Raw genomic sequence first — 11,894 nt, 5'->3', positions numbered from 1 at the left:
GACAGGAAGGCCCTCCATGCCCCACGACGATAACCCGCTGCTGCAGGCGTATGACCTGCCGCCTTTTTCGCAGATTCAAGCCGAACACTTCTCACCCGCCCTCGACCGCCTGCTTGCCGAAAGCCGCGATCAGGTCGCCCATATCATCAAGACCCAGACGCCCTTCCCCACTTGGGACGACCTCGTGTTGGCCATGGATGAAATCCACACACGATTGGAAGGCTTCGGTTACCTGCTGCACCTTCTGACCACGACCCGGACAGCGGACGCCTGGGCGCGGGCCTCCCTGGATTGCAGTGAACGATTACATGACTTCCAGGCTTCGCTGAAACAACACCCCACGCTGTTCGAGCTCTATCAGCGCTTGGCGGACAGCCAGATCGCCAGGCATTTCGCACCGACTCGCACACGGGTCCTGAAGAAAATCCTGCACCAATTTCACCAGCACATGCCGGCAGGCCAGAGCCTGCTGAAGCTGCGCATCAAGGAGGTCCAGGGGTTATTCCTGGAAAACCTGCAACTGGCCAACCAGGCCTGGCGCAAAACGTTTGACGATGAAGCTCAGCTGAGCGGCCTGCCGTCGCGGTTCAAGCAACAAATGGCCCGCCAGGCGCGGGAAGCCGGCCGCACGGGATGGCTGCTGACACTTAGCGATGAATCATTTGGCATCGTCACTCACTACGCCGACAACCGTTTCCTACGTCAGCAGATGTACGAGGCCTACAGCACCCGCGCATCGGATCAAGGCCCACACGCGGGCCAGTTCGACAACGCCGACATACTCAGGCAATTGCTCGATGACCGTCATCAGTACGCCACCTCCCTGGGCTATTCGAATTTTGCCCAGCTGGCGATCGAGCCAGAGCAAGCCGCCTCCACTGAAGAAGTCATGACGTTTCTGCGGGCACAGCTCGAACGGCAGCAGCACACATTCAAGCGGGACGCCGACCAGCTCAAGACCTTTGCCACGCAGCAAGGTCTCAGCGACCCCCAGCCCTGGGACTACCCCTACCTGGCGAATCAACTTCGCCAGCAGGCAGCAGGCGTTTCCAGGGAAGCGCTGAGTGTCTGGTTTGCATTGGAGCCCACGTTTGCCCAGCTGTTGCGGATGGCGACGGAGTTGTTCGGCGTCGACTTCGTCGAGCGACAGGATGTAGCGACCTGGCACCCCGACGTGCGTCTGTTCGAAGTCCGCGAATGGGACGCGACCATTGGTTACATTTATTTCGATCCGTTTTCGGATGCCAACCGAGACGGTTTTCCCAATACCACCACCCTGCGAAACCGCCACATCACCGCCGAGGGCCGTCCACGACACCCCATCGCAGCGCTGCATGGCTGGCTACCGCGCAGCGAGGGACCAGACCCGGTCCTGCTCGACCATCTGCAACTGCGAATCCTTTTCCATGAGTTCGGCCATTGCCTGCAGCATGTCCTGACCCGCGCCGACTATCGCGATCTGTCGGGCATCAACAGCCTGTCTCGCGACACCGCCGAATTTGCCGGGATCCTGTTCGAGCAATGGTGCTTCTCAAGGCAATGCCTGGTGCGGATCTCGAAGCACTATCAAACCGGAGAAAAGATGCCTGACGAGGTCGCCACTCAACTGTTGACCTTTGCCCGCACCCAGAACAGTTGGGAAACCGCGGTGCTGTTGCGCAGCGCTTTATTCGACATGGAATTACACCGCACCCACGGCGACGGGCGGACCGTCCAACAGGTATTTGATCAAACCAGCGCGCAGGTGGGGCATCTGCCGGTGTCGCCGAGCGAGCGCTGGCCCAATGGCCTGGACTACCTGGTGACCGGCTATGGGGCGACGATCTACGCCTACGCCTGGGCAAAGGAATTGGCCATGACCGTGTTCCAGCGATTCAAGCGCGACGGGCTGTTCAACCCGGTAACCGGCCGCGCGTTGCGTGAAACCATTTTTGCGCCAGGTGACTCGCGACCGCTGTCCGTCTCCATCGCCGCCTTTTCAGGCACGTCATCGATCAGCGCTCGGGCAGGGTGATCTGCGGCTCAAGGTGATGGGCTGTCGTGGTCGAGTTGACCCAGCTCTTCAAGGAGCAAAGGGCAAACACGCTAGTGCTGCATTCGCCGTTCGCCAATGCAAGACGGAGTTTTTCCACATCGGCCTGCATCATGTAACGAACCCCATCCTTGAAGTGATGGCTGTCGCCGAAGCCGCCTTCGGTCATTTCGTTCAGCGCGTCTTCTTTGCTCCAGCCCTGCACGACCACCCTGTACATCGCCGCCACCAGCCCGGTGCGGTCCGAGCCGTGCTTGCAGTGCATCAGTACGGGGCCCTTGGCTTCGGCCGCCTGGACGGCACGCAAGGCCCGAAGGATGTCGCTGTCGTCGACATGGTTGGTGCGATACGGCAACCGTACCTGCTCAATACCGGGGGTGGAGAGCCAGCGTGCATCCGACTCTGGCAGGAAGGTGATGACCGTGCCGATCCTGAGCTTCGTCAGCAGGGGCAAGGCTCCACCATCCGGCAAGGAACTGCGGTAAAGGGTGGGTGACATCTGGTAAAGGTTGTAATCCTTTTCTACAGGCTGGGCCCACTCAGCGGGCCTCGTCTGTACGACATCAGCGGCCTGGACCGAGGGCACGGCCAGCCCCATCAGCAAGGCCAGGCAACACAGTGAACGGGAGCGAAACTTGAACATGCACGGATGACCGGAAACAAGAGAGTTCGAAGTGGAGCAGTTTCGGCTCTGCCCAGTTAAAAACCCGTAACAAGGACGTCAAAGTGTTGTGAATTGTCATCGCAGATGCGCCAACGCCCCTCAGGCGCTGAATGGCACTGGTCCAATCCGAATGCAGGAGATACTGTATGCACATACAGCATCGGAGTATTTCTCATGTCGGCCTCTCTTCCGCCTCGCGGTCGTGGCACCGCTACCAACCCACACAACCGCTTCGCCCCGAGCCGCTCGGTGGTCGAAGATGATGGTTGGTATCAGGAAGTACCACTGACCCAAGGCACCGAAGTGCGCTTCGAGGCGGCGAAGACCATCATCACCCGCAATACCTCTCCGGATATCCCTTTCGATCGCTCGATCAACCCTTACCGGGGCTGTGAACATGGCTGTATCTACTGCTATGCAAGGCCCAGCCATGCGTATTGGGACATGTCGCCGGGGCTGGATTTCGAAACCAGACTGATTGCCAAGAGCAACGCCGCCGACGTGCTGGAGGAGCAACTGTCCAAGCGCGGCTATCAGTGCGCGCCGATCAACCTGGGCTCCAATACCGATCCTTACCAGCCCATCGAACGCGAACAGCGCATCACCCGCCGGATCCTGGAGGTGCTGCTGCGCTATCGCCACCCGGTGACCATCGTGACCAAGGGCTCGCTGATCCTGCGGGACCTGGACCTGCTCACCGAGCTGGCCCGGCAACGGCTGGTGGCGGTGATGATCAGCCTCACCACCCTGGACGACGAGCTCAAACGTATTCTCGAACCCCGCGCGGCGGCGCCCAAGGCGCGGTTGCGAGCGATCAGGGTGATGCGGGAGGCGGGCATTCCCGTGGGGGTGTTGTGCGCGCCGATGATTCCGATGATCAACGACAGCGAAATCGAAAGCCTGCTGAACGAAGCCCATGCCGCCGGTGCCCAAAGTGCTTCCTACATCATGCTGCGTTTGCCGCTGGAGGTCGCGCCACTGTTCGAAGAGTGGTTGCAGGCCCACTACCCGCAGCGCGCCGCCCATGTGTTGAGCCTGGTCCGCCAGAGCCGTGGCGGCGAGCTGTACGAGAGCCAGTTTGGCAAACGCATGCGCGGCGAAGGCCCCTTTGCCGACCTGCTGGCCCAGCGCTTCGCCAAGGCGATCAAACGCTTGGGGCTCGATCGGCGCGAAGGGTACACTCTCGACTGCGAGGCCTTTTGCCCGCCGGGCCGACAGATGTCGTTGATTTGATTAAAGTTGACCCTGCAGCACAGGCTGGACAGGAGGGCACCTGCACTTTAGGTCATGCCCGTAATCATTGTCCTAGAGCCTCCGATTCAGTTTGAGTTAAGTTTCGACCGCTACCTTGTTCATCGAGTGACTGACGGGTCGAACCCTTTGACCTGGACGTTTTTTAACCAGCCACTGGCGTTATGAGGATGAATCATGAGTGACAAGGATAAACAGCCGTTGGCTGCGTCGGCTTCAGCCCAACCCGAGGCGGAAACCGCCGATGCAGCGCTGCAGCATATTGTTGACGGCTTTTTGCATTTCCATCACGAAGTCTTCCCGCAGCAGGAAGAACTCTTCAAGAAACTCGCCACCGCCCAATCGCCCCGGGCGATGTTCATCACCTGCGCCGATTCGCGCATCGTGCCCGAGCTGATTACCCATAGCTCTCCAGGCGATCTGTTCGTGACCCGCAACGTCGGCAACGTCGTTCCGCCTTATGGACAAATGAACGGCGGCGTCTCCACCGCCATCGAATACGCCGTACTGGCCCTTGGGGTGCAGCACATCATTGTGTGCGGTCATTCCGATTGCGGCGCCATGCGCGCGGTGCTCAACCCCGAAACCCTGGAAAGAATGCCCACGGTCAAAGCCTGGCTGCGCCACGCCGAAGTGGCCAAGACCATGGTCCACGACAACTGCCCGTGCGGCGACGAAAAACAGACCATGCCCATCCTCACTGAAGAAAACGTGATCGCGCAATTGCAGCACTTGCGAACGCACCCTTCGGTGGCCTCGCGCATGGCCAGCGGTCAGTTGTTCATCCACGGCTGGGTGTACAACATCGAGACCAGCGAGATCAAAGCCTTCGATGCGGACCAGGGTCGTTTCCTGCCGCTCGATGGCAGCCATCCGATCCCGGTCGCGACGCCCAAAGCGCGCTTCTAATCGCTCCTAAATAAATCCTTGCGTGGTCAAGCCTTCCTGCTCTTCGAGCGGGCGGGCCTTGCCATGCCTGAAGAATCTTCAGGAGAACCGCCATGCGTGCTGCTCAATTGAAAGCTGTTCTGCCACGGGAGCTGCTGGCTTCGGTGGTTGTGTTTCTGGTGGCGCTGCCCTTGTGCATGGGCATCGCCATTGCGTCCGGTCTGCCGCCCGCCAAGGGTCTGATCACCGGCATTGTCGGTGGACTGATCGTGGGCTTTTTCGCCGGTTCGAAGCTGCAAGTCAGCGGGCCGGCCGCCGGGTTGGCGGTGCTGGTTTTCGAACTGGTGCGCCAACATGGCGTAGGCATGCTCGGGCCGATCCTGTTGCTGGCCGGGCTCCTGCAATTACTGGCCGGGCGTTTTCGCCTGGGCTGCTGGTTCCGGGTCACCGCGCCGGCCGTGGTCTACGGCATGCTGGCGGGTATCGGCGTGCTGATCGTGCTGTCCCAGGTCCACGTGATGCTCGACGCGGCGCCCAAGCCGTCAGGGCTGGATAACCTGGCGGCATTCCCCGGCGCAGTCGCCCAGGCGTTGCCGTCGTTCGGCTGGCAGGCCGGCCTGCTGGGCCTGTCGACGATTGCGGTGATGTGGCTGTGGGAAAAATTTCGCCCTCACGGCCTGCGCTTCATACCCGGCGCCTTGCTCGGTGTCGGCTTGGCCACCGTGGCCAGCCTCGTGCTGGCCTTGCAGGTCAAGCGTGTCGAAGTGCCGGACAACCTCGCCGAAGCCATCGATTGGCTACGCCCGGCGGATCTGATGAACCTGGCTGATCCAATGTTGCTGGTCGCCGCCTTGACGGTCGCGTTCATCGCCAGCGCCGAAACCCTGCTGTCGGCCGCCGCCGTGGATCGCATGCACAGCGGCGAGCGTGCGGATTTCGACCGGGAACTGTCCGCCCAAGGTATCGGCAACATGCTCTGCGGCCTGCTCGGTGCCTTGCCGATGACCGGGGTGATCGTGCGCAGCTCGGCCAACGTCCAGGCCGGAGCCACCACGCGGATGTCGACGATTTTCCATGGCCTGTGGCTGCTGCTCTTTGTCCTGCTGCTGTCCAGCGTGCTGCAAAGCATTCCGGTGGCGAGCCTGGCGGGGGTGCTGGTCTACACCGGTTTCAAACTGGTGGATCTCAAGGCGTTTCGAGGCCTGGGCCGTTATGGCCGGATGCCGATGTTTACCTATGCCGCGACGGCGTTGGCGATCATCTTCACCGACCTGCTCACCGGCGTGCTGATCGGTTTCGGCCTGACCCTGGCGAAATTGGCCTGGAAAGCCTCGCGACTGAAAATCAGCCTGGTGGATCTGCCCCAGGAAGGTGAGATGGAACTGCGCCTGGTCGGCGCGGCGACCTTCCTCAAGGTGCCGGCGTTGACCCAGGTGTTGGGGACCATCCCCGAGGGCGTGACGGTACATGTGCCGCTCAACAACCTGAGCTACATCGACCACTCCTGCCTGGAGTTGTTGGAAGAATGGAGCCGGGCGAACGCCAGCAAGGGATCGAAGCTGCTGATCGAGTCCCGCGGGCTCAAGCGCCGACTGGAAGGACGGTTGCGAACGACGACGGGGATTGGCGCTGCGGCGTCCTGACACCCTGATAAACGAATGTGGGAGCCAGCCTGCTCGCGATGGCGGTGCGTCAGACAACATTTTCGTTAGCTGATACACCGCGATCGCGAGCAGGCTCGCTCCCACAGGTTTTTTGTTGGCACTTGGAACAGTTGTACACACGTACACCTGTCAGCTATGACAGTAGACGCATTCGTTGAGCGAGACTTAGTTTGTAGGGGAGGTATCTTCCCTATCTCCCATGGAGCATTCCATGAACTACGCGCTGCTATACGAGTTCAACGACTCTAATGACGATGGTGTGTCAGAAGCCATAATCTCCCGATATAACAACGGGTATAGGCCCGGACTCAAACCCGATGTCGTCGTCACGGCCTATGCCAATTCCACCACTGGCCAATATGAAACCGCTGAAGGTGTGGACGATGTCGAGGGCGACGACGACATCGACGACGATGACGCGTCTTACTACACCCTTGCCGCCGACCTGGCCAGCGCCATGGTCACGTTGAGTAGCATGGATGAGCGGCGGCTGTACAAATGCATCCTGGTGTCGTTTGGCAGCAATAGCCGAAACACTGCACTGCCTGACGTCAACATCGGCCTCTACAAGAAAGATTCCGACATGACCGCCCCCGATTCAATCGTGACGGTGACCGGCTACAACAAGGGACTTTATCGAGAGGTCATCAACGCCACCGACGCCGACAGCGATGGCGATACGGATCTGGACGATCACTTGATCTACCGCAAGATCGCGAATTCCTTTGCCTCGATGAAAGACTTCAAGGCCTGAAAGCGAAGGGCATCCTTATGAACGAATGTGGGAGCGAGCCTGCTCGCGATGGCGGTGCATCAGACTACATTTTAGTCAGCTGATAGACCGCTATCGCGAGCAGGCTCGCTCCCACAGGGGGTTGGTGAGAGTCAGCTCTTGATCAAGCCGCCGGCTTGTCCAGTTCCAGTCCGACCCCCAGGCGCCGCGACATGCACGGCCAGCGCTTCCAGGCGGCGCCGGTGTTCGGGCTGCTGAGTTTCTCGCGGTAGGTTTCCACCGACTCCAAGGCAAATGTCTCTTCGTTGAGCATCTCATCAAAGGCGTGATGCACCACTTCGTCGAGCTGGTTGGCAAAGGCTTCGCCGATCAACTGGTGGGCAATCAGATTGGCGACCGTCATGTCCAAGGGGATCAATGGCTGGCCGAAATGCTTGATGTACAGGTCATTGACCTCTTCGACGAATCGGTGGGCCAGGTAGGCCTCGTCCAGCAGGCTGTCGAGCCCGACATGACCGGCCATGATCGTCGGCGGCTGGAGGAAATACTGTTCGGCGATTGTCAGCACCGGTTTGATTTGCGGCTCGATGCCCGCCTCCTTGGCGACCTCGTTGGCCGCATCCAGCAGGTCGGGGACTTCGTCGATGTAGGCGGCGACAAACCGCGCCAGGACGTCGTTGGCATTCGTCTCTGGCAATTGGATAGCCCGGTGCAGGTGCGGTAACTGGCCTTCCAACTGACGGGCCAATTGGCCGGTCTCGGCTTCGTGTTGTTGGGCTTTTTGGATCTGCTCGCGCAATGCGGCGGTGTTCATGACAACTCCAGGAAAACAAAGGCAATGAAATAGGGAAGACATAACTTAGCTGGCGAATAAACACGCCTAAGACCTATTTGTCATAAATGCCTCTTCCTTGATGCAGCGCTGTTATATCGGTTTGCCATCATCTGGTTTCGCATCCTTCTCCATTCGCGGCCTCCAGCGCAAGTCCCGTCTGTTTCAAACGATTTACGCCATCGCGTTGCGAGGTTGCAGTCGCTGTCTATACTCGGTTCTGAATGGAGTTAGCTGATGAACCCGATGTACGGCAGCAAGGCACGGCGGTTCGAGTTCGTAGTCTGATGTAGCCGCTCTCCTTGCCGCGGGCTTTATGCCTACGGGATAACAAGAACGATAAGGGGAACCCGCAATGACGCGACATCCACATGTTTGGATGGGCCTCCTGTTGTGTTCGATTTTCAGCCAGGCACAAGCGGCCTGGACTGTGAATATGGCGCCTGGAGCGACACAGATCAGCAATGCAGTTTTCGACCTGCACATGACCATCTTCTGGATCTGTGTAGTGATCGGCCTCATCGTCTTCGGCGCCATGTTCTGGTCGATGATGATGCACCGCCGCTCGACAGGCCAGAACGCGGCCCACTTCCACGAGAACACCCGCGTCGAGATCCTCTGGACCATCGTGCCCTTCCTGATCCTGGTGGCCATGGCGATTCCCGCCACCGCGACCCTGATCAAGATGTACGACTCCAGCGAGTCGGACATCGATATCCAGATCACCGGCTACCAGTGGAAGTGGCACTACAAATACCTGGGCCAGGACGTCGAGTTCTTCAGCAACCTGGCGACACCCGCCGAACAGATCCATAACCAGAGCGCCAAGGGCGAACATTACCTGTTGGAAGTCGACAAGCCGCTGGTGCTGCCGGTCGACGCCAAGGTGCGCTTTCTGGTGACCTCCGCCGACGTGATCCACTCCTGGTGGGTGCCGGCCTTCGCGGTCAAGCGCGACGCCATTCCCGGCTTCGTCAACGAAGCCTGGACCCGGGTCGACAAGCCCGGCCTGTATCGCGGCCAGTGTGCCGAGCTGTGCGGCAAGGACCACGGTTTCATGCCCATCGTGGTCGAGGTCAAGAGCAAGCCCGACTACGAAAAATGGCTGGCCGAACGCAAGGCCGAAGCCGCGCAGCTCAAAGAGCTGACCAGCAAGGAATGGACCCTCGACGAACTCAAGGAACGTGGCGACAAGATCTACCACACCACCTGCGTGGCCTGTCACCAGGCCGAAGGCCAGGGCCTGCCGCCGATGTTCCCGGCACTCAAGGGCTCGAAGATTGCCACCGGGCCGAAGGCCGATCACCTGAGCCTGGTTTTCCACGGCAAACCGGGGACCGCCATGGCCGCGTTCGGCAAGCAGCTGTCGGAAGTCGATATCGCCGCCGTCGTGACCTATGAACGTAACGCCTGGGGCAACAACAAGGGCGACATGGTTACGCCGAAAGAAGTGCTGGAACTCAAACAGGCGGAAAGCAAATGAGCCGGCCTGACGTGTGTTCCCGCAACCGGTCGGGGCTCATCGCCCCGCGCCGTCCAGCCCATTCGTTCGAAGGAGACAGGACATGAGTGCTGTGATCGATGACCACGGTCATGCCGGCGCCGACCACGCCCACGGCCCCGCCAAGGGCCTGATGCGCTGGGTACTGACCACCAACCACAAGGATATCGGCACGCTGTACCTGTGGTTCGCCTTCTCCATGTTCCTGCTGGGCGGCTCGTTCGCCATGGTGATCCGCGCCGAACTGTTCCAGCCCGGCCTGCAGATCGTGGAACCGGCGTTCTTCAACCAGATGACCACCATGCATGGCCTGGTGATGGTCTTCGGCGCGGTGATGCCGGCCTTCGTCGGCCTCGCCAACTGGATGATCCCGTTGATGATCGGCGCGCCGGACATGGCCCTGCCGCGCATGAACAACTTCAGCTTCTGGCTGTTGCCGGCCGCCTTCCTGCTGCTGGTGTCCACGCTGTTCACCGCGGGCGGCGGGCCGAACTTCGGCTGGACCTTCTACGCCCCGCTGTCCACCACCTACGCGCCGGAAAGCGTGACGTTCTTCATCTTCGCCATCCACCTGATGGGGATCAGTTCGATCATGGGCGCGATCAACGTGATCGCCACCATCCTCAACCTGCGCGCCCCCGGCATGACGCTGATGAAAATGCCGCTGTTCGTCTGGACCTGGCTGATCACCGCGTTCCTGCTGATCGCGGTGATGCCGGTGCTGGCCGGCTGCGTGACGATGATGCTGATGGACATCCACTTCGGCACCAGCTTCTTCAGTGCCGCCGGCGGCGGTGATCCGGTGCTGTTCCAGCACGTGTTCTGGTTCTTCGGGCACCCCGAGGTGTACATCATGATCCTGCCGGCCTTCGGTGCCGTCAGCTCGATCATCCCGGCGTTCTCGCGCAAGCCGCTGTTCGGCTACACCTCGATGGTCTACGCCACGGCGGCCATTGCGTTCCTGTCGTTCATCGTCTGGGCGCACCACATGTTCGTGGTGGGCATTCCGCTGGTGGGCGAGCTGTTCTTCATGTACGCCACCCTGCTGATCGCCGTGCCCACCGGGGTGAAGGTGTTCAACTGGGCCAGCACCATGTGGCAAGGCTCGCTGACGTTCGAGACGCCGATGCTGTTTGCCGTGGCGTTCGTGATCCTGTTCTCCATCGGTGGTTTCTCCGGGCTGATGCTGGCCATCGCCCCGGCGGACTTCCAGTACCAGGACACCTACTTCGTGGTCGCGCATTTCCACTACGTGCTGGTGCCCGGCGCGATCTTCGGGATCTTCGCCTCGGCCTACTACTGGCTGCCGAAATGGACCGGCCACATGTATGACGAAACCCTCGGCAAGCTGCACTTCTGGCTGTCGTTCATCGGGATGAACATGGCGTTCTTCCCCATGCACTTCGTCGGCCTGGCGGGCATGCCCCGGCGGATTCCGGACTACAACCTGCAATTCGCCGACTTCAACATGGTTTCGTCCATCGGCGCGTTCATGTTCGGCACCACGCAGATCTTCTTCCTGTTCATCGTGATCAAGACCATCCGCGGCGGCCCGCCAGCACCGGCCAAACCGTGGGATGGCGCCGAAGGGCTGGAGTGGAGCGTGCCGTCGCCGGCGCCGTATCACACCTTTACTACGCCGCCGGAAGTGAAATGAACACGGTTGCCCTTGTGGGAGCGAGCCTGCTCGCGATAGACGCGACTCGGTGTGCCAGATGCACCGCTATCGCGAGCAGGCTCGCTCCCACAGGGGTTCGTGGGGAGGTTGGGAACCATGGCTGACTCGATTTCGCTGAAGAAACTGGTCACCCGCCTGATGATCGTGGTGGTGGCGATGTTCGTCTTCGGCTTTGCCCTGGTGCCGATCTACGACGTGATGTGCAAGGCGTTCGGCATCAATGGCAAGACCGCCGGGCAGTACGAAGGCGAGCAGGTGGCCGATGCGTCGCGGCAGGTGCGCGTGCAGTTCCTGTCGACCAATGCGGTGGACATGCCCTGGGACTTCTACCCCAAGGGTGATCAGTTGGTGGTGCAGCCGGGCGCGGTGAACGAGATGGTCTTCGTGGCCCACAACCCCACCGACCGGCCGATGAGCGCCCAGGCCGTTCCGAGCATCGCGCCGAGCACCGCGGCGGCGTACTTCCACAAGACCGAGTGTTTCTGTTTTACCCAGCAAGTGCTGCAACCCGGTGAACGGATCGAAATGCCCATGCGCTTCATCGTCGACCGGGACATGCCCAAGGATGTGAAGCACCTGACGCTGTCCTACACGCTGTTCGATATCACCGCTCGTCATCCACCGGTGGCTCAAAACACTGAACGATAGCGT

10 protein-coding genes are annotated in these 11,894 nt (G+C 60.5%); 8 read left to right on the top strand and 2 right to left on the bottom strand.

Translation table 11 applies throughout. From position 1 onward, the window contains the following. Positions 1–16: 16 nt before the first annotated feature. Positions 17–2,014 carry a M3 family metallopeptidase gene (locus FGE05_RS03585; RefSeq protein ID WP_139641584.1) on the top strand — a complete coding sequence of 666 codons (1,998 nt, stop codon included), beginning with the start codon at positions 17–19 and terminating at the stop codon, positions 2,012–2,014. On the opposite strand, the gene FGE05_RS03580 is transcribed toward FGE05_RS03585, so the two are convergent. Next, positions 1,995–2,675 carry a tyrosine-protein phosphatase gene (locus FGE05_RS03580; protein WP_139641582.1) on the bottom strand — a complete coding sequence of 227 codons (681 nt, stop codon included), beginning with the start codon at positions 2,673–2,675 and terminating at the stop codon, positions 1,995–1,997. The two genes, FGE05_RS03585 and FGE05_RS03580, sit on opposite strands and share 20 nt — an antisense overlap. Before the next feature lie 195 nt (positions 2,676–2,870). On the opposite strand from FGE05_RS03580, the gene FGE05_RS03575 reads away from it, so the two are divergent. The 4 genes from FGE05_RS03575 to FGE05_RS03555 all read left to right on the top strand — a co-directional run bounded on the left by FGE05_RS03575 (position 2,871) and on the right by FGE05_RS03555 (position 7,253). Continuing rightward, a complete protein-coding gene (locus FGE05_RS03575) occupies positions 2,871–3,929 on the top strand; it encodes a PA0069 family radical SAM protein (RefSeq protein ID WP_139641580.1) in 1,059 nt (352 codons plus the stop codon). A 195-nt stretch (positions 3,930–4,124) separates the two neighbouring features. Continuing rightward, the gene (locus FGE05_RS03570; protein WP_041020152.1) at positions 4,125–4,856 is read left to right on the top strand and encodes a carbonic anhydrase; all 732 of its coding nucleotides are present in this window, start codon (positions 4,125–4,127) and stop codon (positions 4,854–4,856) included. A gap of 92 nt (positions 4,857–4,948) precedes the next feature. Then, positions 4,949–6,478, top strand: a complete 1,530-nt coding sequence (locus tag FGE05_RS03565) for a SulP family inorganic anion transporter (protein ID WP_139641578.1) — start codon at positions 4,949–4,951, stop codon at positions 6,476–6,478. Between the two features lie 232 nt (positions 6,479–6,710). Further along, positions 6,711–7,253: a hypothetical protein gene (locus tag FGE05_RS03555; protein ID WP_139641576.1), complete on the top strand. Its 543-nt coding sequence runs from the start codon at positions 6,711–6,713 to the stop codon at positions 7,251–7,253. Positions 7,254–7,395: 142 nt separating this feature from the next. Here the strand turns inward: FGE05_RS03555 and FGE05_RS03550 are convergent, their stop codons facing one another. Continuing rightward, a complete protein-coding gene (locus FGE05_RS03550; RefSeq protein WP_139641574.1) occupies positions 7,396–8,046 on the bottom strand; it encodes a hypothetical protein in 651 nt (216 codons plus the stop codon). Positions 8,047–8,419: 373 nt separating this feature from the next. Between FGE05_RS03550 and coxB the strand changes: the two genes are divergently transcribed. From coxB to FGE05_RS03535, 3 genes are all read left to right on the top strand, one after another. Continuing rightward, positions 8,420–9,547, top strand: coding sequence for a cytochrome c oxidase subunit II (gene coxB / locus FGE05_RS03545; protein ID WP_139641572.1), 1,128 nt, complete (start codon positions 8,420–8,422; stop codon positions 9,545–9,547). 82 nt (positions 9,548–9,629) lie between these two features. Next, positions 9,630–11,222, top strand: coding sequence for a cytochrome c oxidase subunit I (ctaD, locus tag FGE05_RS03540; protein WP_024778458.1), 1,593 nt, complete (start codon positions 9,630–9,632; stop codon positions 11,220–11,222). A gap of 117 nt (positions 11,223–11,339) precedes the next feature. After that, positions 11,340–11,891: a cytochrome c oxidase assembly protein gene (locus FGE05_RS03535; protein ID WP_139641570.1), complete on the top strand. Its 552-nt coding sequence runs from the start codon at positions 11,340–11,342 to the stop codon at positions 11,889–11,891. The last annotated feature ends 3 nt before the right edge of the window (positions 11,892–11,894 follow it).

The organism is Pseudomonas sp. ICMP22404 (assembly GCF_006227205.1).
Taxonomy (GTDB): Bacteria; Pseudomonadota; Gammaproteobacteria; order Pseudomonadales; family Pseudomonadaceae; genus Aquipseudomonas.
Note: the sequence above shows the minus strand (reverse complement) of the source record. Positions and strands in the feature narration are given on the sequence as shown.

What these genes read in the sequence shown, in the direction of transcription:
- FGE05_RS03585 (WP_139641584.1), top strand. Translation starts at nt 17, where the DNA reads ATGCCCCACGACGATAACCCGCTGCTGCAGGCGTATGACCTGCCGCCT.
- FGE05_RS03580 (WP_139641582.1), bottom strand. Translation starts at nt 2,675, where the DNA reads ATGTTCAAGTTTCGCTCCCGTTCACTGTGTTGCCTGGCCTTGCTGATG.
- FGE05_RS03575 (WP_139641580.1), top strand. Translation starts at nt 2,871, where the DNA reads ATGTCGGCCTCTCTTCCGCCTCGCGGTCGTGGCACCGCTACCAACCCA.
- FGE05_RS03570 (WP_041020152.1), top strand. Translation starts at nt 4,125, where the DNA reads ATGAGTGACAAGGATAAACAGCCGTTGGCTGCGTCGGCTTCAGCCCAA.
- FGE05_RS03565 (WP_139641578.1), top strand. Translation starts at nt 4,949, where the DNA reads ATGCGTGCTGCTCAATTGAAAGCTGTTCTGCCACGGGAGCTGCTGGCT.
- FGE05_RS03555 (WP_139641576.1), top strand. Translation starts at nt 6,711, where the DNA reads ATGAACTACGCGCTGCTATACGAGTTCAACGACTCTAATGACGATGGT.
- FGE05_RS03550 (WP_139641574.1), bottom strand. Translation starts at nt 8,046, where the DNA reads ATGAACACCGCCGCATTGCGCGAGCAGATCCAAAAAGCCCAACAACAC.
- coxB (WP_139641572.1), top strand. Translation starts at nt 8,420, where the DNA reads ATGACGCGACATCCACATGTTTGGATGGGCCTCCTGTTGTGTTCGATT.
- ctaD (WP_024778458.1), top strand. Translation starts at nt 9,630, where the DNA reads ATGAGTGCTGTGATCGATGACCACGGTCATGCCGGCGCCGACCACGCC.
- FGE05_RS03535 (WP_139641570.1), top strand. Translation starts at nt 11,340, where the DNA reads ATGGCTGACTCGATTTCGCTGAAGAAACTGGTCACCCGCCTGATGATC.